The organism is Pseudomonas graminis, assembly GCF_004364335.1.
Lineage (GTDB): Bacteria > Pseudomonadota > Gammaproteobacteria > Pseudomonadales > Pseudomonadaceae > Aquipseudomonas > Aquipseudomonas graminis_D.
In genome coordinates, this window is sequence record NZ_SOCR01000001.1 from 142,520 (window position 1) to 164,902 (window position 22,383).

The window sequence follows — 22,383 nt, forward strand, 5'->3', positions numbered from 1 at the left end:
AAAACCTCTATTGAATTATCTAGAAGGTGGCGGAGGCTGAATGGTCGGGAAAAGAATTTTTTTCGTATCGTCCCAGTTAACACCTGTTTGATGATAAACCTTAATTCGTTTTAAGAGCCGATCAGGATTACCCTCCATACCGCATAGATCGTATTCGTAAATCAGATCCGCATCCTCCTCTGCCGACAGCGACGACTTTATAACCTCTGCACCGATATTCGAATAAGACTCAGTAAGCTCGATTAGCTTAGCGCCCATCTGACCAGGAGCACCAAGAATAGCCGATAACATGCGCGTCCTAATCGGGCGACTATTTTTTACGACAGAACCCTCGACCGGCCGATCTGAAAAAATGCCTTTGATATTCTTCGGCGAGACAAAGATACAAAAAATTATCTTGGCAGTATTGAGATCTATACCCTCCCACTCATCCGTAGTCCGAAATACATCGAAAACTTCTAATAGATAGTTAGCCCTCATTTGAGCCAAAGTGTATAAATCTGCGCCCACCTGAATGCTTAGCATTCGCCCTTCTTCCCACTTCAAACTTTTCAACATGCTACTCCTTTTACCCCAGCGGCTTTGTGACCTCCATCTAAATGGTCATCAGCAGCCGCCAGATACCTATCTCGGTTCGGATTATTCTTACCCACTGGATTTTGTTTGTTTGAAGTGCCATCTAACCCGCGATGCGCTTCAAACCTCCGTTGTTCCAAGCCCCGTGCGATATCCTTACCCTCTTGCCCATCACCGACAAAAAATGGCTCAGGTCTAACATCAAAGTGGTCAAGGTTAGAGTATCTATAGCTCAATACATCTGCACCAGAATGTCCTAACCCTGGCTTGCTCGCATAGCCTACATACGGCTTACCATTCTTGAGACCTTCGTAAGTAATATGGGTAGCATTTGCCGGATTACCTGCCCAGCCAAGTGGATCGAGCCAGCTTAACGGATTCAGAGCGTACTGATATAGATTGATCCCGCCAAGAATACTTATTGGATCCTGCGTAATAAACCGCCCCACCCCCGGATCGTAGTACCTGAACGTGTTGTAGTGCAGGCCCGTCTCATCGTCAAAGTACTGACCTTGGAAACGCAGGTTCTGCTCAACTTCATCCACCGCAAGCGACTCGATCTCACCCCACGCCTTGTACGTCGCCTGCCAAACGATCTGGCCATCGACATCCGTCATCTCCAGCGGCGTGCCGATCTGGTCGGTGTGGAAGTAGTAAAGCTTTCGCTGATCCTCACCTTCACTCTGGTCGATCCGGGCCAGGGGCGCGTAGCTGCCGGGCTCGTAGATGTAGAGGCTGCTCTGCCACGGCGTTTCCTCACGTAGCATCCGCAGTCCTTGCCAGAGAAAATCCTTCTGCTCGGTTTGCCCTTCAATCTCAGACGTCTTCCCAACCCGGCGACCCAAACTGTCATACCGATACGTGCCAACACTATGCACGTGGCTGTTGACCATCGTCTCCGCACGCACAAGCCGGTTTTCGCAGTCATACGTAAACGTCTGCAGCTTGCTCAGCCCTGAGCGCTTTTCAATGAGGTTGCCCCAGGCGTCGTAGGCATATTCCTGATCGCGCCACTGCTTGATGCGGTTGTCTTTGACCTGATCGAACTGGCTGGTGTTGAAGTTCAGGCGGTTGGCCGCAGCGTCATACCGGAACTCTTCGCTATCGACGAGTTTGCCGGTGTCACGGCTGTGCAGTTGGCCGTTCGCTTCATACTCGTACTTGATCTCACCGCGTAGCTTATCGAGCGTGCGGCTCAGCTCTCCCGCGGGATCGTACTCGTAGCGCCGATGTATCGGGTTGTACGCATGATCCACCAGCAACGAAGTGTTGATGCCTGGGTTCTGGATCTGCGAGAGCTTTTCGCCAGGTATCGTCGATGCGAACTGCCAGCTCTTACGCCCCATCGCGTCGTAACCAAAGCAACTGGTGAGCTTGCCTTGCGTGCGATAAACCTCGCGGTGCAGATCATCGCGCTCCATGTCGCTGATCAGCAGACCGTCAAGGTTAAGTTGGTGCAGGTGGCCGCTGCCGTAGTACAGATGATTGAGGTGCTGGCCCGTCGGCAACGTCAGCGTGGTCAGGTTGCTTAGCGGATCGTATTCGTAGGCCAGCGCGCCTTGCGGGGTGGTCTCCTTAATCAATCGGCCAAGCAGGTCGTAAGCGAATTCCAGCTTTTCTGCGCCGATGCCGAGTCTTTTACCAATAGCTGTGGGTAAACGCTCAATCGACAGCAGCCGATCGGCTTCGTCGTAGGCGTAATCCTGCCGCGTATCCTGATTGACCTTGGCCAGCAGCCGTCCAATCACATCACGCTCAAACTCCGTACTGCGTTGCGGCCGCTCTGCCCGTTCGCCGTAGCCAATTTCATCAACCCGCGTCAGATGCCCGCCCAGGTTATAGCTGAAGCGGCGCGTGAGGTTGTCGATGCGCTTTTCTTCAATCAGACGATCAGAAGCATCGTAGGCAAACTCATAAGCCGCGTTGTTTTCGTTGACCAACGCTGTCAGCCGAATCGCTTTGTCGTACTCGTAGCGAATGCGCTGTCCCTTCGCATCCTGTCGGCTAGAAGGAAGCCCGCGTGCAGTACGGAGCAGACGCGTGGTCTGACCCTTGCCATCGGTATGCGTCAACACCTGGCCAAGTGTGTTGTAGGTAAACGACTCAGCGGTGCCATCCGGGTGCTCGATGCGCACAACTTCGCCATCAAATTTGCGCTCAAGTCGTGTCGTCTGATTCAGCGCATCGGTGACGGCAATCAGATGAGACCGATCATCGTAGGCGTAAAACGTGCTTTTACCTGAACAGTCCTGAAACCGCTCGACCTGCGCTAGCCCATTCCACCACAGGTATTTCGATTTGGAAGTCGCATCAATGATGGTGTGCGGCAGGCCGTCGTCGCTGTTGAGGTACTCGGTCTTGTGCCCGAGCGCATCGGTTTCGGCAATGAGGTTGCCCTTGTTGTCGTAGCGCGCTTTCCAGGTGGTACCGTCTGGATAAGACACCGACGCTACCAGCGTAGTCAGCTGGTGATAGCTATAGGAAATGGTCCGACCAAGCGGATCAGTCTCTTCAACAAGCCGTGCGTATTCGTCGTATTTGAACGTCAGACGATTGCCATCTGGCAGCGTCAGCCCTGTCATGTTGCCGTTGTCGTCGATCTCAATCGCGTACCGCTCGCCCCCATAGTCACGGCTGGCGACGACGCGATGATCCGCGTTGTAGTGCACTTCCAGCTCGCGGCCCAATACATCGACCGCCCAGGAAGTCCGATTTTTGAAGTCGTAACGGAAATGAAAGTGTTCGCCGTCACTGGTCCAATGCTCGACCACGCGCGGCTGGCCTTGGATGATTTCCCAGCGGTAGTTGCAGCTAAGGCCCAGCGCGTTGCTATGGCTGGCCATCACACCGTCGGCGTAGCTGAAACGGCGCGTTGAGTCGCCGTTGCGGTTGATGACCTCAGCGAGCTGGCCGTTGTCGTCGTAGCGATACTGGACGAGGGTTTCAACGGCAAGATTATCGACCACGCGTTTGACGTCAGTCAGGCGCCCCAATGGATGGTCGTAATCCAGGTGGACACGTACACCGCCAGTGGCACTGATGTCAGTGAGCGTGCCGGCGACGGTGTAGGTGAAATGCAGAAAATGCCCAAGGGCGTTTTCGATTCGCTGGACCGGCGTGGGCGTGTTGTCTTCCGGGATTTCGCCGAAGTAGAAAAAGATGTTGTCGAGGGTTTGCAGGAGGTAATGCCCGCCCTCGGTGCAGACCAGATAAACCTGCTCGTGGGGGTTGTAGATCCGCTCGCCAGGTTGCACGTCCACGAAAGGAACGCTGCGACCCTGGTTGTCGGTGAGGTAAACAAAACGGCCACTGCGGCGCAGGCTCTGTTCCCACGGCAGAATCCAGCCACGGCCCAAAATACTGTCTACTGCCAGGTCGCTGGCATAGAACCTCGACCACTCGATCGGCATCAAACCCGGCACGCTGAAATCAACCTCATCGGGAATGAATTTACGGCCTGTGGTCAGATCAACAGGGTTGCCTGCATGACCACCGACCGCACGCTCGATAGTCGGACCCACCACATATCGGCTGGCGACTTCACCCGCCACAAAGCCTGCGGTGAATTTCATCACGCAGGGCATCACCGCTTTCATGCCGGCTTGTGCGCCCTGTTTCAACAGTTGGGCGATGCCTCCGGCAGCACCGGCCACCGCCATCAATACATCGACGGTTGTGCGCAGCCAGGCGGGGACCTCATCGTCGACGGGCAAATAACGATGGGTGCCGCCGCCGATGAGGACATTATCTGAGCCACTGGAAATCGTACTGCCGCAGGTGAGCTTGTCGTCTTTGCGCGCTGCGGCTGTACCGTTGATGAAGACGTTGGTGGACCCCTCGGCTACTTGGGCTGGCGCACCGGGATGTTTGCTGCATGCGCCCAGACTCTGAGCGACATGCGCCGCCTGACGGCTATTCACGAAGACGTTGGGGGAAGCGGTCACAATCGTGCCGGAAGGGGATGAAAACGAGCGGCCCCACGCTTCTCCCGCCGCAGTGAGCAGGCTACCTCCGATGCCTGCAGCCATACCTGCTAAAAGAGCGACACCAAAACCACAGGTGAAAGTTGCAATAGCAACTGTGGCCACGAGTGCAATACCCAACGCAGCACCGAGGAGAAATCCCCCCAAGGCACTGGTGTGCGATATTTCATCACCAAACCGAGCGGCTTCGAACATGAGGGCTACTCCTGTTCGCTGGCGTCGGGCACGGTCTGACCGTTTTGCCTTACCTTGAAACTGGCGAGCAAATCGAGCCAGTTCTGATTTTGCTCAGCGCTGAAGTCGGCCTGGGCAGTCGTGGAGAAAATCAACGCGCGGTCTGGTTCAATCAAGAAGGCTGCCTGGCGCTGATAGAACGGCCGGCCTTCATTCATGTAGTAAGCGTCAATCTGAAGGCCATCAATCGGCGTAGCATAAGACAGCTCTGCATTTTTTTTGCCCAGCAGCGTGTAGCCGCGCAATTTGGACGCCAGCATCTTTACTTGCCGATCGACATAAGCCTTGAGCGTCTCGGACGGCAGCAATGTATCTCTGGAAATGGTGATACTCAGCGGAGCCGGGATGCTCGCGCCCAGCACGAACATATTGACGGTGCGGTCCTGGAATCCTTGTGGCAGCGCGATGCTGCCCTCTTGCAACTCATAGTCCATTTGAACTCACTTCCTGAAATCTAAAATAACGTCGCTTAGGCGGCAGCCATGCCGGAGAGCATATTGTCGAAGTCGACCAGCCAGAGGCTCAAGTTCGGTTTAACCGGATCAATGACGCAGGACAGGGTCAGCCACTGCGATTCACGCTGATCCGCGACGGGGACGATGCTGCCGACGAGACGACCATGGCGTTCGGCGTGACCGATCGCAAAGTAAAAATCCACTGCTTTTGCAGCACTCCCTGCAAAGGTGCAGTCGCGCTCGCGGATGACGCGAAGCTCCGGGTAGAGCTTGCGGAACGTTTGCATCGACTCTGCCAGAAGGTTGTCCAGCGTCGCGCCTTCAGGCACATCCCGACGCTTGATCGTCAGCACCACAGGGTCGCCTTCATGCTCGATCGTCGTCTGGATGTCACGGAAGCTGAAGCCCTGGGGGAAAAGCAGTTCGAACCCGCCGAAGCTGAAGCTGCTGGGTACGTTCTTCAACGGAGTCACTGGCTCTGGTTCGGGTGCCGGCTTGACTGCTTGGGCCTTGAGCAACTCTTCCTCGCGCGCAGCAGCTTCCGCAGCCAGACGCTTCTCCGATATCCGATCGTACATGCTGGTTCTGGCCATGATTCGCATCCTTAATCGTTGACCCGCACTTGAGAGCCCTTGATCTGCGTCGTCCCGGTGCTGACGGTGGAAATGGTTTTACCTTTAATTTCAATGCCGTCCGGCGTGATCGTGATGGAGCTTTCTCCAACTTGAAGAATGATGTGGGTCTGGGCACCGATCTGAATGAACTGGTTGTCGACCTGAATCGTCAGCGAACCGTCCTGGATGGTCATCACCGTGTCTTTCTTGATCGTTTCGGTGTGGGTGCCGCCTACGGTAATGGTCCTGTTATTCCCGACGTCGTGCTTTTCATCCAGCTCAATCTCGGTGTCCATGTTGCGTTCGGCGTGCATGATGATCTGCTCGGCGCCAGACTTGTCCTCGAAACGGAAGAAGTTCGCCGTACCGCCATGGCCCTTGGTCGAGCGCGTGAGAAAACCACTCTGCGTCTTGTTCGCCGGCAACGACCACGGCGGCGTGTTCTTGCTGTTGTAGACGCTGCCCATGATCAACGGGCGGTCCGGGTTGCCGTCCAGGAAAACCACGACTACCTCATCGCCCACACGCGGGATCTGGATGCTGCCGAAACCGCCGCTGGCGCCGGATTGGGCGACGCGAACCCAGCAGGAACTGTGGTCGTTGTACTTGCCGTTGCGGTCCCAGTGGAATTGGACTTTCACGCGGCCGAGTTCGTCGGTGAAGATTTCTTCGCCCGGCGGGCCGACGATGATGGCGGTCTGTGGCCCAGAGATGGTCGGCCGCGGCGTGGACAGTTGCGGGCGGAAGGGAATCTTTTTGCGCACGCAGGAGAAGGTGTTGTAGTAGCTCGCCTGATGGCCGTTCAAATAGTTGTTGTGGCCTTCGCTTTCGACGCCCATCAGCAGGAACTGACGATCGTCGGCGGAGCCCTGATCGTGGTCGTAGTGCTGCACCAGCTCGAAGGTGTACCCGGGCTTCATCGCACGGCAGTTGCTCGCGCCTTCGAACTTCTTGCCGCGGATTTCCAGGGCTTCCATGCGCAGGCGCAATAGCGTTTCGCCCTCGTCGTAGGTGCCGTGGGTGTACTGGCCGGGGAAGTCGTAGATCTCGAACGTCTCGACGTCGCCCTGTTTGTTCAGGCTGTTCATCCCGACGGGCAGACGGTTGTTCGGCTGACGGTAGTCGAAGGTCTGAACGGCCATCTTGCCCGCCTGCAACTGGCGGTTGCCGCTCCACTGAGTGATGGAGTCTGCGGTCTCGGTGACGGACGCGGTGTGGAAGCGGATCTGCGGTTGTTCCGGCAACGGCTGCAGCATGCTGGAGTCGTCGCAGATGATCATGGTGTGGCCTTCGGCAGTGTGCTCGAAGTAGTAAAACATCCCTTCTTCTTCGAGCAGACGCTGGACGAAGTTGAAGTCGGTTTCGCGGTACTGGGTGATGTAGGTGTAGCGCTTTTGCGGCTTGGTCAGGCGGAATTCATGGCGGGAGAACGCCGGGCACAGGGCGAACACCTGGGTCACCACTTCCTCGACGGTATTGCCCTGAAAGACCCGCGTGTCGAAGCGGTTTTTCAGCATCGAGAACCAAGGGTTGAGCGTCGCGGTGTAGCGGGCCATGCCGCCGTCGCTGCCGGTGCTGGCAAAGCGCGTAAGGTAGCCGGCGATATGGCGCGGCGTGCTGTCGGCCAGTTCGATTTCGATGGTGACCAATTGCCCCATCATCGACTTGAGCTCGACGCCGGAATCTTCGCAGATCAGCAGCAGCTCGAAGCTATACGCCTGGGACAGCGCTTCCCGACCTTTGAAGGATTCGAGCAGCAATTGCTGTTCCGGGTTGGCGAGGTTATTGAACTTGAACAGGCGCCGGTTCTGGGGCGAGAGCAACGCGGCAAGGTCCATCATCATGAAAATCTCCTGGATGGCACGGGGTAGAACGCTACCGCCATGCTCAGCAACAACAGGTTACGAGCCGACAAGGGGGCCGGAGCCCTTGTTGCATCGTCGCTAACGGGTCGATGACGCGCCACCGGGCGGGTTCGGCATCGGTCGTGGGGGCATTCCTACAATCACGTAGGACCCGAGCTACAGACGCTTCTTTAAAACAACAGTCTCGGAATCGACGGTTAGGTCCGCGCGCATGTGCGCAATCGGCAGCACCGCACCTGGTTCCTGGTAAAAAACTCAATTGCTGGACACTGCGACCACACTGCAATGCGAAAGTGCCACCAGGCACTGGAATTCGCGAACGACATCACAGTCTCGAAATCGTTACAGAAGTTTCACAGCGGCAAAGGAGACACTTATGCGCCTCCCTCTGTCAACCCGGTGAATCGATTTTGCGAAAGGCCGCGCGCCACGGTGGATCCCATTTTAAATTTGTTAAACGGTGAACGAATATGTCGAAGTGCCCGTAATCAAAGGCGCTGGCCGGGGGATATAGGCATCAGTTGGTTGAGTGACGGTGTTCTGCCATCATTGCCGAGTGTAAAAAACCTGAGAAAAATGCCCGGCGCTGGAAATTAAATCGTACTTTAGCGGTCGATAGCGGACTTGACGTCTGCTGCTGGCAACGTGCTAGCTATAACGGCCAGCCGCAACCGACACGCTCATTCAAAGCGCTCCATGGCGCCTCTCTCCAGGACTGTGATGTGTAAATGGACTTTTTAGCCAACATACCTAGCTGGGACGACATCGAGCGAAATCTCGACCAAACCTTCGGTGAGCTAAACCAAAGCATCGATAAGGGCCTCCAGAGCGCCAACGATGGTTGGGACGGGTTCACCCGTAGACTTAGCAATGGCGCAAGCCAAGTCTATGCCGACCATGGGGGGGCCCAGATTGATCATGTCCGGCAAGCGTTGACCCTTTCCTACCCGATAGTGCTGGACGACCTCACGCGGAAGTTGGCTTCGATCAACATCACTGAAATCTTGCCGGTGTTGCTCAAACTGGTGCGGGAAGTGGTGATGATAATGGGTGGGAGCGTTGCAGTAGGCGCCGGGATTGGAGGCGCAGTCGGCTCCCTTGCTTTCGGCGCGGGCGCACTACCGGGAGCAGCGGTCGGCGGCAGTATTGGCCTGGAAGTGGGCAATATTATTCTCATGGCGCTGGGATTGGCGTCCATAGCTGACTACTTCCGGCAAGGCGTCGGGCCATGCGCTAGCAGCTTAAGTGAAGGATTCATGACCGCATGGCGGGCCGAAGATGGTTTGAAACCCCCAGGTCTCGACCCAACCGGCGGTTCAGCCGCGATGATTCAAGAGCGGATCGAACGCGCCGCCCGACAATTCGCAAGCGGGCAAGAGCAGTACGTTCTGCTGCTTTTGACCGCCATCGTGGCGTTTTTAATGGGCAGGTACTCGCTAAACGCCATGGAAAGCGTAGCGACTCGGAGTTTCAGGCTGCGGGCTGAAATCACGAACAAGGAATTTGCCGAGTGGTTAGCGCGCAATGAGCAGCAGCTTCTTAAACTGCAGGAATTGCAACCGAAGGAACCGACTCCGTTGAGCAAACAGGAGCCCGAGCCGGTGAACGAGCTGCCCCCGACCAAGCAGGCAGCAGAGCCCATTGAGGAAAGTGCTACCAAAGTCGTATCACGCCGCGAATATCTGAACAACCTGTACGGCCGCACCGGTGATGTGCTGAAGGATATAAATATCCGAGCGAATCGGGAGACGGCAGCTAAGTTTTTTGAGTCTCAGGGATACCTTGCGGAGACGTACGATAAATGGATGAACGGACTGGTCCTCTCTGAACCTGTAACCGTGGATATTGTTAACCGTGGGAAAAAGCTCTGGCAATACTCCGTCGGCGAATGGCAGGGTATTTGGTACTCTCCGACGCCAAAAGTCTTTCCTGCGGAACTCGGTATAAACCCGCTAGGTAGAGCTTACAAATCCGAAACTGTCGTAGAAAAAGCCCTGAATATGTACCAAACGACGGAAAAGGTTCCAATGCTGCGAAGCACATCCGCCCCAATTCTAGATGATTGGTCCGTGCCGAATGTTCCTGTCTTCGTTAATGGCGGTGCAAGGCAAATGACCTCTGCACAAAAAGATGTTTTTAAACTTATGAGAGCAGATACTCCATGACACTCACGACTCCGCTGGCCTATGTTGAAAAAGCGATAGCACTGACTATTGATCGAAGAAACGGATGCCCACAATTGCCGATTTATGATTTGCTTCTACGCCAATTGGAGTACGTAAAATCGGTGTTCGAAGGGGTTGAGAAAGACAGATCAAAGCTTCACCGCCTCACTATCGGAGCTATCGCATCTAAAGAATTCGAAGAAACCGACCCGGAGTTATGCAAAGCGCTTGGTGACGCATATTACGTAGCCATCCAGCGTGGACGCGGCCTAAAGATAAAGTTACCAACGTTACCCTGAGCCAGATTCAATGTTAACGTCGAAGCTATGCAGGGAATGGCAACCTATGAATCGCATCAAGAAGCACGTGAGCCTGGCTCCGCTTGCTGGTTAATGCTGTAGCACCCAACATGACGTGGTAGTTAAATAGGTGTTTGTCCCCGCAGGATGTCTAAAAGTGAACACGCGAATTACGACAAAGAACTCCAAGCCCTGCCAGCGACTTTGACTTCGCCCTCTCACAGATAATCGGACTGTATGGAGAAATGGGGTCGCTGACTGACATCGTTTTGTACTGTGACGAACAGCCCTTGATCGACAAGAACAATGAGTTTGCCGAATTGTGAACCCGGTTATGTGAGCTCTGCATGCAACACTAGCTATCCCTATACGCCATCGCTGTCGTATCCGCCGCTGACTAACAGCGTTGGCGGACTGCTCAAACAAGCAGACCGGGCATAGGGAGCGTTGACAGTAATCACGCCGGGCATGCCATGAATCCAGCTATACCGCTCCACTCTCTAGAGAAAGCACCACCTACCCTCCCCCGCGCCTAAGGCCGCGCACCCATTCAAAGACAAGGACGCAAACACTCATGCAACCAAACAACTTCCACACTTCTTCCGGCACCGGCGAGCTGATCGCGACGTTCCGCCAAGGCAAGGCCTTTTTGATTTTCGGCCTGATATTGGCCGTTGTATTTTTGGGCCTCGCCGCGTTCGTCTTTTATCTGAGCACGATTGTGCCAATGGGCGATAACGGCCCGGTCACGCTTCACACGTCCCGCGGGATGACCATGAATTTCGCCAGCAAGGACGTCGTATTTAGTTTCACGACCGGCTTGTTGGCCCTTATCGGTCTATGCCTGTTGGGTACCACCGCTTGGCACAAGAAGCTGCGTAATACCGACTACGAAGTTTATGGAAACGGCATCGTGCGCATCACTAAAGACCGCCGCGACTACACGGCGTTTGCCGAGATAGAGGACCTGTACCTGTTCAGCTCCGGGCAAACTGTATTGACGGGCCTGATCACAAACCTGGCCTATCGCCGCAATGCATCAGAACCCTTTCATCGAGTGGTCGATACCCTGAAAGCCTTCCAGGCATTCCAGGAACTGGTCCGAGACTTACACGTACGGGCGCGGCTGCCGGCCGTGGCCGAAGCGCTGGAGTCGGGCCGCTCGGTCACCTTCAACTGCATCAGTTCAAAACAGGTCTGGGGCAAGCGAGTGACCGGCAACTTCCTCAAAGTCACTACGGCGCCGATTGTTGTGCACCGCGACTTCCTCGAGTACCAAGGCAACAAAGTGCCGATGTCGTCGCTGCGCACGGTGAATCTCGGCACTTGGACCGAAAACGTGGTGATCAAGGACGAGAACGGCAAGCCCGTATTGTCGACCATCGCTACCGGCATCCTGAGCCATGACCTGTTCCTCAATACGCTCGATATCGTATTGGCGGTTGAAGAGCAGGCACGCAAGCCAGCCGCTAATGTTTTTGAAATGAACATCCAACGATGATCTATCGCGGCGCGGGCTGGATGACTCTGTTAACACCACTGGCCATGGTGCTGTTACTGAGCTGGTTGTTGATGGACCCCAGCGCTAAATCCAGTGATTTATCGCTCATGCAATTCTTGCTGGCAGTGGGTATTGGTTCAGCCATCAACGTTGTCCTGGGCTTTGTGTTGAATCGCGAGCTTCACCCCGATGGTGTTCGCCACCACTTCTTTTTCATACCGATGCAGTGGCCGGCGCTGTTGATCATGCTTGCCTGCGCAGTGGTCGCCTTATTGAAATAAGCTCACCGACCGCTCGGCAAGGGCGGTCGGGTTTCGGCTTGTTCAAGGCTCACACGGTAAGTCGTGTAAGTGTCCCCGTCTTTCAGGTAAAGGTCGCTGCGGTAATCCGAGACGGCTCCTTTCAGCTTGATATGCAGGCCGTTGGAGACACGCTGGATTTCCACGTCTTTCAAGTCAGTGTCCGAGACCAGGAAGGGCGGGGTCTTGCCCAAATACACCTTCATGGTTTCGTCAGTCGATTCACGATGATCCATGTAGAACTTTAACCACTTGGGGTCTGAACAGTCCCTCGCCTCCTCCACGATATAAAGCCACTCCCCCGGTATGAAGTTTTGCTTCAGGACTATTTGCGGAGGAAGTTCAGGTTTGTGCACGTAGCCATAGGTAAGCGCCCCTGCAAGGCAGATCAGGAAGAAAATCGCGACGTACTTTTTAAGCCTGAGCTTGAGGGCTTGCCATTCGGTTTTATTCATAGACTTCAACGTTGTGCGTCAATGGTTGTCTTGATAAGCGCCTAGCGTGGCGCAGTGGCGACATTTGAAGAGGTAAGCCGTAGGCCCATGATCCTTATCCAGGGCAGTAAAGAACGCTTGCCACTTCGGCCCCTCCTCCAATCCCGTTGAGTCCTGAACGGCGGCGATGGCTGCCGGGCCCATTTCAAGCAACTCTGTGTGGCCAGCCTTGCCGATGAATTCGGCCGCGTCGTCGCAGTGAGTGAACCAGCATTCTTGCTGCCAGCCATTAAAACCAGGCGTGCGCTGACAGACTTCGGCGATCTGCGCCTCGTTCAACGTGTCTTCGCCATCCAGGCCGATACTTTCGTCATCGACAAACGTCGCGCCCAGACGCTGGTGCGCACTACCGTCGGCAATGCACCAAGGGCAGATGCAGTTTTCGTATTCCTCAATGGCGTATACCGGCCCTTCGTAGATGTAGCCGCGGGCCTGATTGCAACTCACGCACGTGGCGGAAGAAGGTTGCACCGAACCGGTACCGACGGGATCGGGATGGTAGGTAAAGTGTGGCAGAGTCATAAACGCATCCTTGGTGATTGCTTAATCGCATTCTTACACGCTAATTGAATCGAGCAAAAAAATGGCGGATTGCTCATCCAGGTGACCATAAATCGGCACATCTCCATGGCGATCAGCGAACACGCGCTTGGCTTGGAAACACAGCTGCGTTCGGAGCAAATTCACCATAGCTAATATCTAGCTTCAAGCTGAGGAGCTCATCCTACCCGGCCGGTACGCATCACCGGTATGCTAGCGGGAGTATGGTCACGTGCCCCGGGTAGGCCTTGGGCCCTGGAAACGAAAGGATTAATCATGCCAGATGCCACCCCCGCTATGAACCGCAGGGAAACCGCCAACAAAAAAAGAGGTGGCCATCCGTGCAATTGACTGCGCAAGGACGTGAACCCAATGACAGATAACCTGGACAATGTGTTGCTGATCGCGCTAGCGGACGGCGCACTCGACAAATTTATTGTCGGCGAGCCTTTCTATTTTCAAGAAGCTAAGAGAGACACAGACGGACCGCAAAACGTGAGAGCGGCCTTCAACTTGCTGGTGCTCGACTATTGGACAAAGACTAAAGATAAAACGTTTCCGGGCGAATTAGTAACAGCAATGTTGAAAGTTCTGAAAAGCTATCCAGACAAAAATCGAGCGATCTATGCTGTATCTGACTGGATCTGGTTTTACCACGATTGTTTGGCCCAAAAGAGGCTAAATCCAAATGGCAAGTATCGTGAGCTTTTTGAAATGGACACAGACGTCGTCGCAGGTATTCTTAAGCAGGAGTTGGAGGTTAACAAAGCTGAATTGATTACCGATACTCGGTGGGGAGGCGCGTCGTGGAATAGTAAGCAAGGGCTCTGGGAGCCATTGATGCGCCTGGCATCATGGGTCCGAGATAAGCTTGAAGGTCCGAATTTCGTGCCTAACAATCTTTAGCGATGCCTTCGCCACATGGCACTTGCGCTTGAAGCTTTGACAGAGGTATGCCGGGCGCGTGAAAGCTGATTCTATTTCAGGACCTGTGACCTTAGTTGAAATCTTTCACGCCATTATTGATCCCGGCAAATTATCCGCGGATCGATTTATGACCACTCTACTACCGAAAAGAACCTTATGAAATTTACAGACATTTACTTTAATCGCGAGGCGCGGCCTCCCTAGGTATTGAGGAGTCCTCGGGGAAGTTTTATGCTTCAATTCCGGTGACTAACGGCATGACTGACTATGAAGAATATTACGAGATTAGTCATGCACAGCTCGAACTATTTAAAAAGGACCTTAACGCTGCATTAGCGTTTGTCACGAAATGTCGAAACAGACAACTAGACGAGTTGCTTATCCAAAAGCCTGGATGTGAGAGGTTCGCCTGAATGACACTCCCAAGCCAAACATAGTGATGGCAGCAGCTGCTGGAAATGGATAACATCCGGTACCCAGCAGCACGGCGCGGCGTGGTACTTTATTCCAAATCGCGGAGATTGGTCATCCGTCAAACCTATAGGCTCAATCGGGAATTAACCATGAACATCCCAAGACTCAAAGAACTAGCCATTGCCCTTGAATACCAGCTGTTGATCCATTCCAAGATAGATCCTGAAGTCGTGGCTCTTCATGCTGACTTGAAGCCATTATTGATACATGCAAAAGCTGGCACGCTCACGAGCCCGCTTGAAGTGCGAGACGTACCGGGACGTTATCGCTTTACAGAGAGAAACCTCCAGCAGTATCGCGACTTGGAAAATGCATTCGCGGACTTTTCGATTGAGACATCAGGGGGAGAGACGCCAGCATTGAAGTGGCTTAAAGAACAGATGAAGTGACAACCCGCATTCCACCGATACGTGCTAGCGTCGGCTGCACCCTTCGTTTGTCTCGCTCAAAACTACGCCCATGACCGTAGACGTGCTTTGCCCCCGGGCGGGCACCAGAGATCGCAGGAAATTAGCGATGAATATCACCAAACTAAGAAGCACTGCCTTAAAGCTACAACATCAGCTCGATGAATACTCAAACATAGATCCCGAAGCTGCTGCCCTCTGTTCCGATTTAAAGCCGTTATTGGAGCTGGCAAAAGCGGGCCACCTGTCCGAACCCATTCAGATAGGAGCAGTACCTGGCCACTATCGGTTTACCGAGAAAAATCTTCAACGGTACGGCGAGCTTGAAGACGCGTACGCTGATTTTTCGACCGAGGTGACGGGCGGCGAACCACTGTCGCTGAGCCTATGGATCGAATCCAGGAATAATGGGCAGAACGGTGAGTAAATGCTATCTCGACTGCTCCCGCCACGATGCGAGCGCGCGTGGTAACCGTCGATCAGCCCCACTAGGTCAATACATAGCCATAATCGAAGCCAGGGCCTTAATGCCCCACCCGGTATCAAAGGCTGCAAAGGACAGATCACAGCCTGCGGACTGCGGTCCGAACGCCACGAAGGTGCGGTTACCGAACCATCAGCAGAGCCGTGGCGGCTCAGCTTCAACACCACTTGAGCAGCGAGGGCTAGCGGATGACTGAATTCACGTTCAGACCGGCAACCTGCCGCAGAGCGCTGACCAGCAGGGTCATGTTTTGTAATGCGCAGGAAGGCAGTTTTGAAGAGAGGCGCGATGAATAAAAACAAGCTCCAGGCATCGGCGCGTGAGCTCCGGCGCACGCGAGATAAATACGCAGTCATTGAACCTGCCGCAGCGTTACTATCGGGTTCGCTTCAGGACCTTATCGAGAGGGCCGAACGATGCAGCATTCTTCAGGCGGTGGATATCGGAGATATCCCAGGGTACAAGCTGCTCTCGCATACCGGGCTCCAGGGCTACGATGATTTGTCCGAAGCGTACGCTGCGTTCTACATTGAGCTCACCGGCGGCGAATCCGAGGCTCTCAAAGCCTTCAAAGCGAGACGCGGCCAGTAACACGCCCGAACGCACTATCTACAAAGGATTTGCACGCACAGCTGCATGCGAAGGTATTCACCATGAGTAACAACAAACTTCACGCGGCAGCGCTCAACCTGGAAACCGAGCTCAAGGCGTATGCCGATCTCGATGCGGAGGCAGCCGAGCTATACGCTGACCTGAGGCCTCTGCTAAAGCTCGTCATGCAAGGGGTGATTACGACGCCTTGGGAGTGGGGCCAGATTCCGGGGCGATACCGCTTTAGCGAGCGAGGCCTCCAGGCGTACGAAGCGCTTGAGCAGGCGTTTGCAACTTTTTGCATTGAGCTCACGGGGGGAGAAACGCCGGCCCTGAAATGGATGCGTGAATTCATGTCTCAAGACGACTAGGCGCTGATGGCGTTCGGTTGGCTTGAGCAACGCCCGCTCTCCTCAACCGGCGCCCATCACCGGTATGCTGCCGACAGTCTTGGTCACGTGCGCGGGGATGTTTTGAATCATGGAAACGGAAGAAAAGTCATGCAGGACGCCACCACCATGAACCGCAGCGAAACCGCCAAACAAAAAATAGAAGCGGCCCTTCGTGCAATTGACTGCGCACTGACTGAGCGGCCGCAGGCGATTTTTGAGATCACCACCGAGGATCAACTCATTCGCTTCAAAGCAGAACTACTGAAGGCTTTACACCTGATTTCGCGAGGCGAGATTCCGGAGCTGATCAGCCATCGTAAGCTCGGGATGGCTAGAGTCATTACGGATCAGTGGCCTTACAACTTGTCACTGGGTCTTATCATTATCGAAGCCGAACACGCCTTCGAAGCGATCTAACTGATGTAGTCTCCCTCCAATTAAGCAGCCCGCGCAGACCACGCCGTAAATGACCCTGGTTCACGCACCACACGCTCACGATGGAGAACTGAATGGACAAGGAACCTGCCAACGTACTTGAGCTTGCGTTGCATCACGATGAATTCGACAGATTTCTCGCAGGCGAGCCCTTTTATTTTCTCGAGACCAAAGACGACAACGCCGACCCTCAAAATGTTGTCGTCGCTTTCGATCAGCTGTTCATGCCGCAATTTAACGCCCGTAACGCTTCATTCTCAGCGAGTTTTGTTCAGGCTTTGCTGAAACTGCTCAACCATTATCCAGATCAAAATCGGGCGATCTATATGGCTCAAGGCTGGATCTGGTGCTACTGCTACTGCCTCGCGAATAAAGACGCGCAGCCAGACGGGCCATATGCAGCGCTGCCCAAGATTGATTTGAGTGCCGTGTCAGATATCCTCAAACGACGCTTGGTCGAACGCAGGGCTGAGTTGACCGCCGACCAACGTTGGGCAGGCGCTGCCTGGAACAGCGAGGCAGGCTTGTGGGATCCCTTGGTGCGTACAGCACACCACGTCCGGGACAAGCTTGACGGCCCTGACCACGTTCCTGATGGAGCATAATCATTTGAAGGATCGGCACTGGGTCATCGGGTCAGGAGCGGCAACATGAGAGCAATCAGCAAAAGACTGTCTGAAGTACTCGGGGCTCATTGCGCAAACCCAACCTCTCGCCAGATTGACGAACTTCTGCAGGAGGGATGTGTCATTGAGATTAATGAGCTATTGCTGGATCTCAGCTCCGATCTAGGCGGAGCAGTAGTCTTCACCCGAGGTGCCCAGTGCGTGAGCCAGACCGGGACCTACGACCTGGACATCATCTATGGCCTATCACCCGACGGATACAACATCTTCCACAGGAACAACATGTATTCCGGACGAATCTCCAACAACACCTACACATTCGGCGAGTCGCCGACGGGCGACCAGTTTTGCATCGATAAAGCAACTGGAGCCGTTCATTACTGGGTACATGACGCAGCGAATGAAGAGCGGGGATATGTTTTGATTTCGTCCAGCCTTGAAGACTTCCTCAACCGGTTAGCGCCAGACGGGACAAGCGATAATGAAGCGTTGGAAAAAAGCAAAAAGATCATCAGCATCGATTTGTCCTTCTGAGATATCACTCTTTAGGGCGGTTCGCCCAGGTGGCATGGTGAGCGCGAACGAACTGATTTTTTGCGGACCGGGAAAGTGACATCGGTGATCTGTCCATCGCGATACCTGCCGCGCTTCTGCACGACGTGATGGAGGACACCTGCCGGCATCAATAAGAGGTATCCGCGCCTCGAATTTTAACGACTGATCTATCGCAGAGGATCTTATGAACTTTACAGATATTTACTTCAATCGCGAAAAGCGCTTCTCACTAGGAATAGAGGAATCTTCAGGAAAGTTCTATGCTTCATTTCCGGTGAGAAATGACATGACTGAGTATGAAGAATATTACGAAATTGATCGCGCGCAGCTTGATCTATTCCAAAGTGATCTGAATGCCGCACTGACGTTCGTTACCAAATGCCGCAACAGACAGCTGGACGAGTTGCTCATACAGAAGCCCGGAACTAGACGAGGGGAAGCTATATAACTCGCCGAAACAATTCACGAATATGGCAGCGTCTTGAGGGCTGGAAACGCTTGGCAGCAAGGCTACTCTCTCCCAAGTCATTTACGATGCCGACGACAAAGGTGGTCAAGGCTAATGTGTAAATCCTCCCTAAAAGTGACCTAGCCATGGCCACTCGTGAACTTGGCCCCACATCAGATACACATTTAGTGATCTACCCTTACCGCGGCGGCGCCGTAGTTTCAGGGTCAAGCTCAATGTCTTAGTGAGGATTCACCAGATCCAGAGGGCACTACAGAGCCAGACAGCCTACTAGCTACGTCAAGTGGGGAACAAAATCACCTATAGTTACTCCAGCATTCTGGTAGAGCCGATTGCCGGAATCCCGTTTGTACCGGGTACCTGCCGAAAGTACTGGGAAATACGGGCTACCATACCCCGAATGGCCTAGGCGTCCGTCGAGGCGCACCTAGAGGCAACCCAGGTGAAAAATCTACTGATCCACCACCGACCGCGCGCTTCGCGGATGCCGTCGATTTCCATAAACGTGTAGCGCCCTGATGTGGTTTTTTCTTTTATGCTCAACGTGCGCAGCGCTCTAACTGAATGACGCAGGTGGTAAAGAATCACTAAAGCGCAGGTCGTCAGGGCGACCGCACCAACAACTCCCGCTGCGGGTACCCCAAAGATTATGACGAAGATACTCGCGACTAATGTGGAGGCACCAGCCAACAACGCAGCCGGATACCTTGCTGACTTACTCTGACTAATTCTCGGCACTACCTTTACCTTTTTTCCACTGTATTCAAACGGATGAAACGACGGTTGTGTGCGCGCAATTATACAATAAGTCAAAAATACTAAAACGACGGGTAACAATCCTGCAATGAATGCCTCGGCACTTGCCAAGCCCCATACGTCAGCGGCGGAAGAAAACGCAACACTGCTTGCCAGCACGACCAGAAAACTCTGCACACTTGCTAAGACCGACCACAAATAAAATGTAAACCTCTCGCAAAAATAGATCAGGTAAAGAAACCAGCTAAGCTTCACGATAAAAACAAATAAGTAGACACACCAGAAGAATGGTACAACAGAGAACCCTAAAACCATGGCAAACACAAGCACACTGAAACAGACCCAAGCACTACGCTTAAGATAATCGGAGTCCAAAATCATCAGCCATCACCCTTTTCAACGCTTAAACGCATACTTCATCTTTTTGCCTCAACCCTATGGATCGATAAATATTCCAACCCAATCATACCCCCCGAGCAAAAACTTTGATTTGCTAGAGGTGCTGCGTCCGTCGCCAGCGCGCCATTGGGCGGTTTCGGATTGGCAGAGCCTGGACGCGATCAGCTGTACGTTCTGCGGCGCGAGAAAAGATGCGAGGTCCATGATCATGTAAATCTCCGTTACCCCTTGGGTGAACACGCGAACAGGCAATTCAGCATGCGCAGAATCACCTTTAATCATGCACCTGGTCACTGGTGCCGGGAGCTAATCCACTTGAACAACCTACTGATCCACCAACGGCTGCGGGCTTCACGGATCTCGTCGATTCGCTTGAAGGTGAATGGAGCAGACATGGACTTCTCCCGAGAACGGAGGGTGCGCAGGCCGCTAATCGCATCACGTTCATAAAGCATAAGGGCCACGCAGCAAAAAAAGACGCCCAACACAGCGACGCGAGATACCCACCAAACCAAGTCGAGACGAATCATCGAGCAATCAGTCATCCTGCGACGCCCTCAAAGACGCGATCGACGTGAACCATCTGCTCAAATACCAACGACTCCGCGCTTCACGGATTTGGTCAATTTGCATGAACGTGTAGGGCGTAGGCATTGATTGTTCTTGAAGGCGGAGCGCGCGTAGCCCCCTGATGATGTGCCGAGCGTGAAACAACGCGGCGATGCAGAACGCTTGTAGTCCAACCATAGCGACCATTGCACCAGTTAAATGTCCGAGTGAATTTATAGTAATACTTGCCGCGAAGGTTGTAGCCCCGGCAACTAACACGGGATTATACGAGGCAACTGATCGCTGTCTATTCTCATACCTCGGCTGAACTTTTAGCCCGTCATATTCGAACGGATGAAAGGATGGTCTACCTCCGGCCAGTACATAGTAGGTCAGCAACGTGATACCAACCGGCGCGCACCCTAGCAATATGGGCAAAAGACACTCTTTGCCCCAGATGCTTCCTGCAGCGAGATACGCGACCGAGCAGACTGGTAAACAAAACGCGCCTAAAAACGCCACCACCAGCGAGATCATATAAACGGTAAATCTCTCACAGAAATAAACCAGGTAGAGAGTCCACAGAATCGCCAGCAGCGCCACCACGAGGTACAGACGCCAGAAATATTCAAGATTGGATGGACCTAGGGCCATCATGGATAAAAGGAATGTTAGCAATGTCCAACTGACCTTCTTGAGATTATGCGCATCAATCATTACCGTTCCCTAGCCCATAAGCACATACGTTCATCGTCGATCACTGACGGTTGACCAGACAAAAACTCGACCTCATTCGCACCGCCTTGCTCAACGACAACCAACCTGTGTAAAGCTCTGCGCAGCGAGCTTTACCAGATATTCCATAATGAGGCAGCGGTAAAACTGCTTTGGCAAGCAAACTGGAGCCCTCCGAACGATGACATTCAGCAACACTTACGTAAACCGCGAAGAAATGTTCTCCCTGGGAGTCGAAGAAACCTCAGGCCAGTTCTACGTATCACTCCCCGTAAGCAGCGGCTTTGTGGACTATGCAGAATATTACGCAATTGACGCGGACACGTTCGAACGCTTCCACTACGATCTCGCCTCAGCGCTTGAATTCGTCAACCGTTGCCGCCGGCGAGAGCTGGACGAATTATTAATGCAGAAGCCAGGTTCGAACCGAGGCAGCGCGATCTAGCAAACGCGGCCGCATGACAGGGAACGACGAATTGAAAAAAGCCATCGACTACATCGACGAAGCCATTGCGATCACCCGCCTGAGGGAGGCATCGTGTCCAGCGTTCCCCCTTTACGCAAGCTCGCTGATCCAACTCGATTTCATCAGAAACATCTTGCTGGGCGTCGAAAAAGACAAGAGCCGTCTGCACAAATTGACCATTGGCGCGTGGGCCGGGAAGGAGTTCGAGGAGACGGATCCGGAGCTTGCCCATGCACTCGGCATCGCTTACTACATCGGCATCCAGATCGGTCGCGGTTTAAAAATTAGGCTCCCCGACGGCCAGCCCCTCGAAAGCCTTCACCGCCCATCTCCCCCCTCTCAGGAGTGAATTGATTGTCGTCCACCGACCTGCAGGACCTCTACAACAAAGCCTGGCTGTTCGCTTCCCACGCCCACGTCGGGCAGATGATGAAAGGTTCGAATTTGCCGTATACCACGCATGTCGCGATGGTGGCCAACGAACTGATTTTTGCGGACCGGGAAAGTGACATCGGTGATCTGGTCATCGCCATGCCTGCCGCGCTGCTGCACGACGTGATCGAGGACACTGGAACGTCAGAAGAGGCATTGGCTGACGTGTTCGGCGCCGCTGTCGCATCGACTGTCGCCTGCCTGAGCAAGAACCTTATCGTGCCCTTCTCGGATGAGCGCTATTTCCAGGCGATCGCCGCGCATTCGCGGGAAGCGGCGGCGATCAAATTGTGCGACCGGATCACCAATCTCCAATCCGCGCCATCGACGTGGTCGCTGGAAAAGCGCGCGTCTTATCACGAGGAATCTGCGCAGATCCTGGCAGCGCTTGGGCATACCAATGATTACCTGAATCGCCGGCTCACGGATGCCATAGCGCGGTACAAATCTTTGTACGTTGACGGGCAGTGAGGGAGTCCGAGGTCCTCATCGCGAGCAGGGTCTCGATGGTCTTGCGTCCAGTGCTGATCTTCGATGCCACCTGATCCCCTGTAGGAGCGCGCTTGCCCGCGAAAGCGGTGTGTCAGGCTAGACATTCGTCACAGGCAGATTGCCTTCGCGGGCAAGCGCGCTCCTACAGGGGATTTTGGTAACGCACACA

26 protein-coding genes and 1 pseudogene are annotated in these 22,383 nt (G+C 54.0%); 17 read left to right on the forward strand and 10 right to left on the reverse strand.

Annotated elements, in window-relative coordinates:
* Window positions 1-15: 15 nt before the first annotated feature.
* The 5 genes from EC919_RS00600 to tssI are packed head-to-tail and all read right to left on the reverse strand — an operon-like array spanning window position 16 to window position 7,706.
* Window positions 16-558 (reverse strand): hypothetical protein, encoded by a 543-nt coding sequence (locus tag EC919_RS00600; RefSeq protein WP_133770218.1) that lies wholly within the window; start codon window positions 556-558, stop codon window positions 16-18.
* On the reverse strand, window positions 552-4,754 hold the full coding sequence (locus tag EC919_RS00605; protein WP_166650458.1) for an RHS repeat-associated core domain-containing protein: 4,203 nt from the start codon (window positions 4,752-4,754) through the stop codon (window positions 552-554). Before EC919_RS00605 ends, EC919_RS00600 begins: the two co-directional genes overlap by 7 nt.
* 5 nt (window positions 4,755-4,759) lie before the next feature.
* Entirely contained in the window at window positions 4,760-5,227 is a 468-nt protein-coding gene (locus EC919_RS00610; RefSeq protein ID WP_133770220.1) for a DcrB-related protein, read from the reverse strand.
* Between the two features lie 35 nt (window positions 5,228-5,262).
* Window positions 5,263-5,841: a hypothetical protein gene (locus EC919_RS00615; RefSeq protein WP_133770879.1), complete on the reverse strand. Its 579-nt coding sequence runs from the start codon at window positions 5,839-5,841 to the stop codon at window positions 5,263-5,265.
* Between the two features lie 11 nt (window positions 5,842-5,852).
* Window positions 5,853-7,706 carry a type VI secretion system tip protein TssI/VgrG gene (gene tssI, locus EC919_RS00620; protein ID WP_133770222.1) on the reverse strand — a complete coding sequence of 618 codons (1,854 nt, stop codon included), beginning with the start codon at window positions 7,704-7,706 and terminating at the stop codon, window positions 5,853-5,855.
* 749 nt (window positions 7,707-8,455) lie between these two features.
* Here tssI and EC919_RS00625 point away from each other — a divergent pair.
* The 4 genes from EC919_RS00625 to EC919_RS00640 all read left to right on the forward strand — a co-directional run bounded on the left by EC919_RS00625 (window position 8,456) and on the right by EC919_RS00640 (window position 11,973).
* Entirely contained in the window at window positions 8,456-9,892 is a 1,437-nt protein-coding gene (locus EC919_RS00625) for a polymorphic toxin type 46 domain-containing protein (protein ID WP_133770224.1), read from the forward strand.
* Complete coding sequence (locus tag EC919_RS00630; protein WP_133770226.1) at window positions 9,889-10,191, forward strand: immunity protein Tsi6 family protein; 303 nt, start codon at window positions 9,889-9,891, stop codon at window positions 10,189-10,191. The genes EC919_RS00625 and EC919_RS00630 overlap by 4 nt, the downstream gene beginning before the upstream one ends.
* Before the next feature lie 574 nt (window positions 10,192-10,765).
* Window positions 10,766-11,692, forward strand: a complete 927-nt coding sequence (locus EC919_RS00635; protein WP_133770228.1) for a hypothetical protein — start codon at window positions 10,766-10,768, stop codon at window positions 11,690-11,692.
* Window positions 11,689-11,973 carry a hypothetical protein gene (locus tag EC919_RS00640; protein ID WP_133770230.1) on the forward strand — a complete coding sequence of 95 codons (285 nt, stop codon included), beginning with the start codon at window positions 11,689-11,691 and terminating at the stop codon, window positions 11,971-11,973. Before EC919_RS00635 ends, EC919_RS00640 begins: the two co-directional genes overlap by 4 nt.
* Before the next feature lie 2 nt (window positions 11,974-11,975).
* Here the strand turns inward: EC919_RS00640 and EC919_RS00645 are convergent, their stop codons facing one another.
* Window positions 11,976-12,446: a hypothetical protein gene (locus EC919_RS00645; protein WP_133770232.1), complete on the reverse strand. Its 471-nt coding sequence runs from the start codon at window positions 12,444-12,446 to the stop codon at window positions 11,976-11,978.
* A gap of 18 nt (window positions 12,447-12,464) precedes the next feature.
* Entirely contained in the window at window positions 12,465-13,007 is a 543-nt protein-coding gene (locus EC919_RS00650; protein ID WP_133770234.1) for a CbrC family protein, read from the reverse strand.
* A gap of 390 nt (window positions 13,008-13,397) precedes the next feature.
* Here EC919_RS00650 and EC919_RS00655 point away from each other — a divergent pair, with 390 nt between their 5' ends.
* From EC919_RS00655 to EC919_RS00700, 10 genes and pseudogenes are all read left to right on the forward strand, one after another.
* Window positions 13,398-13,931: a hypothetical protein gene (locus EC919_RS00655; protein WP_133770236.1), complete on the forward strand. Its 534-nt coding sequence runs from the start codon at window positions 13,398-13,400 to the stop codon at window positions 13,929-13,931.
* Window positions 13,932-14,108: 177 nt separating this feature from the next.
* Window positions 14,109-14,365 (forward strand): annotated as a pseudogene (locus EC919_RS27310) (hypothetical protein).
* 150 nt (window positions 14,366-14,515) lie between these two features.
* Complete coding sequence (locus EC919_RS00665; RefSeq protein WP_133770238.1) at window positions 14,516-14,815, forward strand: hypothetical protein; 300 nt, start codon at window positions 14,516-14,518, stop codon at window positions 14,813-14,815.
* A gap of 127 nt (window positions 14,816-14,942) precedes the next feature.
* A complete protein-coding gene (locus EC919_RS00670; protein WP_133770241.1) occupies window positions 14,943-15,260 on the forward strand; it encodes a hypothetical protein in 318 nt (105 codons plus the stop codon).
* Between the two features lie 345 nt (window positions 15,261-15,605).
* On the forward strand, window positions 15,606-15,908 hold the full coding sequence (locus EC919_RS00675) for a hypothetical protein (RefSeq protein ID WP_133770243.1): 303 nt from the start codon (window positions 15,606-15,608) through the stop codon (window positions 15,906-15,908).
* Window positions 15,909-15,970: 62 nt separating this feature from the next.
* On the forward strand, window positions 15,971-16,279 hold the full coding sequence (locus EC919_RS00680; protein WP_133770245.1) for a hypothetical protein: 309 nt from the start codon (window positions 15,971-15,973) through the stop codon (window positions 16,277-16,279).
* A gap of 6 nt (window positions 16,280-16,285) precedes the next feature.
* Window positions 16,286-16,717, forward strand: coding sequence for a hypothetical protein (locus EC919_RS00685; protein WP_133770247.1), 432 nt, complete (start codon window positions 16,286-16,288; stop codon window positions 16,715-16,717).
* 92 nt (window positions 16,718-16,809) lie between these two features.
* A complete protein-coding gene (locus tag EC919_RS00690; protein WP_133770249.1) occupies window positions 16,810-17,340 on the forward strand; it encodes a hypothetical protein in 531 nt (176 codons plus the stop codon).
* Window positions 17,341-17,385: 45 nt separating this feature from the next.
* On the forward strand, window positions 17,386-17,895 hold the full coding sequence (locus EC919_RS00695; protein ID WP_133770251.1) for an SMI1/KNR4 family protein: 510 nt from the start codon (window positions 17,386-17,388) through the stop codon (window positions 17,893-17,895).
* Between the two features lie 205 nt (window positions 17,896-18,100).
* Entirely contained in the window at window positions 18,101-18,364 is a 264-nt protein-coding gene (locus tag EC919_RS00700; RefSeq protein ID WP_133770253.1) for a hypothetical protein, read from the forward strand.
* 426 nt (window positions 18,365-18,790) lie between these two features.
* Here the strand turns inward: EC919_RS00700 and EC919_RS00705 are convergent, their stop codons facing one another.
* The 3 genes from EC919_RS00705 to EC919_RS00715 all read right to left on the reverse strand — a co-directional run bounded on the left by EC919_RS00705 (window position 18,791) and on the right by EC919_RS00715 (window position 20,806).
* Entirely contained in the window at window positions 18,791-19,522 is a 732-nt protein-coding gene (locus EC919_RS00705) for a hypothetical protein (protein WP_133770255.1), read from the reverse strand.
* Between the two features lie 54 nt (window positions 19,523-19,576).
* Window positions 19,577-19,822 carry a hypothetical protein gene (locus tag EC919_RS00710; protein ID WP_133770257.1) on the reverse strand — a complete coding sequence of 82 codons (246 nt, stop codon included), beginning with the start codon at window positions 19,820-19,822 and terminating at the stop codon, window positions 19,577-19,579.
* 255 nt (window positions 19,823-20,077) lie between these two features.
* Window positions 20,078-20,806 carry a hypothetical protein gene (locus EC919_RS00715; protein WP_133770259.1) on the reverse strand — a complete coding sequence of 243 codons (729 nt, stop codon included), beginning with the start codon at window positions 20,804-20,806 and terminating at the stop codon, window positions 20,078-20,080.
* A gap of 199 nt (window positions 20,807-21,005) precedes the next feature.
* Between EC919_RS00715 and EC919_RS00720 the strand changes: the two genes are divergently transcribed.
* The 3 genes from EC919_RS00720 to EC919_RS00730 are packed head-to-tail and all read left to right on the forward strand — an operon-like array spanning window position 21,006 to window position 22,193.
* Window positions 21,006-21,269, forward strand: coding sequence for a hypothetical protein (locus EC919_RS00720; RefSeq protein ID WP_133770262.1), 264 nt, complete (start codon window positions 21,006-21,008; stop codon window positions 21,267-21,269).
* Window positions 21,270-21,282: 13 nt separating this feature from the next.
* Window positions 21,283-21,639, forward strand: a complete 357-nt coding sequence (locus EC919_RS00725) for an immunity protein Tsi6 family protein (RefSeq protein ID WP_133770264.1) — start codon at window positions 21,283-21,285, stop codon at window positions 21,637-21,639.
* A 5-nt stretch (window positions 21,640-21,644) separates the two neighbouring features.
* Entirely contained in the window at window positions 21,645-22,193 is a 549-nt protein-coding gene (locus EC919_RS00730) for an HD domain-containing protein (protein WP_133770266.1), read from the forward strand.
* The last annotated feature ends 190 nt before the right edge of the window (window positions 22,194-22,383 follow it).

Excerpts from the sequence above, each read along its gene's own strand:
- EC919_RS00615 (WP_133770879.1), bottom strand. The coding sequence starts at position 5,841 with ATGGCCAGAACCAGCATGTACGATCGGATATCGGAGAAGCGTCTGGCT.
- EC919_RS00675 (WP_133770243.1), top strand. The coding sequence starts at position 15,606 with ATGAATAAAAACAAGCTCCAGGCATCGGCGCGTGAGCTCCGGCGCACG.
- EC919_RS00715 (WP_133770259.1), bottom strand. The coding sequence starts at position 20,806 with ATGATTGATGCGCATAATCTCAAGAAGGTCAGTTGGACATTGCTAACA.
- EC919_RS00605 (WP_166650458.1), bottom strand. The coding sequence starts at position 4,754 with ATGTTCGAAGCCGCTCGGTTTGGTGATGAAATATCGCACACCAGTGCC.
- EC919_RS00690 (WP_133770249.1), top strand. The coding sequence starts at position 16,810 with ATGGACAAGGAACCTGCCAACGTACTTGAGCTTGCGTTGCATCACGAT.
- EC919_RS00645 (WP_133770232.1), bottom strand. The coding sequence starts at position 12,446 with ATGAATAAAACCGAATGGCAAGCCCTCAAGCTCAGGCTTAAAAAGTAC.
- EC919_RS00720 (WP_133770262.1), top strand. The coding sequence starts at position 21,006 with ATGACATTCAGCAACACTTACGTAAACCGCGAAGAAATGTTCTCCCTG.
- EC919_RS00655 (WP_133770236.1), top strand. The coding sequence starts at position 13,398 with ATGACAGATAACCTGGACAATGTGTTGCTGATCGCGCTAGCGGACGGC.
- EC919_RS00665 (WP_133770238.1), top strand. The coding sequence starts at position 14,516 with ATGAACATCCCAAGACTCAAAGAACTAGCCATTGCCCTTGAATACCAG.
- EC919_RS00610 (WP_133770220.1), bottom strand. The coding sequence starts at position 5,227 with ATGGACTATGAGTTGCAAGAGGGCAGCATCGCGCTGCCACAAGGATTC.
- EC919_RS00635 (WP_133770228.1), top strand. The coding sequence starts at position 10,766 with ATGCAACCAAACAACTTCCACACTTCTTCCGGCACCGGCGAGCTGATC.
- EC919_RS00630 (WP_133770226.1), top strand. The coding sequence starts at position 9,889 with ATGACACTCACGACTCCGCTGGCCTATGTTGAAAAAGCGATAGCACTG.
- EC919_RS00705 (WP_133770255.1), bottom strand. The coding sequence starts at position 19,522 with ATGATTTTGGACTCCGATTATCTTAAGCGTAGTGCTTGGGTCTGTTTC.
- EC919_RS00695 (WP_133770251.1), top strand. The coding sequence starts at position 17,386 with ATGAGAGCAATCAGCAAAAGACTGTCTGAAGTACTCGGGGCTCATTGC.
- EC919_RS00710 (WP_133770257.1), bottom strand. The coding sequence starts at position 19,822 with ATGATTAAAGGTGATTCTGCGCATGCTGAATTGCCTGTTCGCGTGTTC.
- EC919_RS00725 (WP_133770264.1), top strand. The coding sequence starts at position 21,283 with ATGACAGGGAACGACGAATTGAAAAAAGCCATCGACTACATCGACGAA.
- tssI (WP_133770222.1), bottom strand. The coding sequence starts at position 7,706 with ATGATGATGGACCTTGCCGCGTTGCTCTCGCCCCAGAACCGGCGCCTG.
- EC919_RS00640 (WP_133770230.1), top strand. The coding sequence starts at position 11,689 with ATGATCTATCGCGGCGCGGGCTGGATGACTCTGTTAACACCACTGGCC.
- EC919_RS00680 (WP_133770245.1), top strand. The coding sequence starts at position 15,971 with ATGAGTAACAACAAACTTCACGCGGCAGCGCTCAACCTGGAAACCGAG.
- EC919_RS00700 (WP_133770253.1), top strand. The coding sequence starts at position 18,101 with ATGAACTTTACAGATATTTACTTCAATCGCGAAAAGCGCTTCTCACTA.
- EC919_RS00600 (WP_133770218.1), bottom strand. The coding sequence starts at position 558 with ATGTTGAAAAGTTTGAAGTGGGAAGAAGGGCGAATGCTAAGCATTCAG.
- EC919_RS00650 (WP_133770234.1), bottom strand. The coding sequence starts at position 13,007 with ATGACTCTGCCACACTTTACCTACCATCCCGATCCCGTCGGTACCGGT.
- EC919_RS00670 (WP_133770241.1), top strand. The coding sequence starts at position 14,943 with ATGAATATCACCAAACTAAGAAGCACTGCCTTAAAGCTACAACATCAG.
- EC919_RS00685 (WP_133770247.1), top strand. The coding sequence starts at position 16,286 with ATGGCGTTCGGTTGGCTTGAGCAACGCCCGCTCTCCTCAACCGGCGCC.
- EC919_RS00625 (WP_133770224.1), top strand. The coding sequence starts at position 8,456 with ATGGACTTTTTAGCCAACATACCTAGCTGGGACGACATCGAGCGAAAT.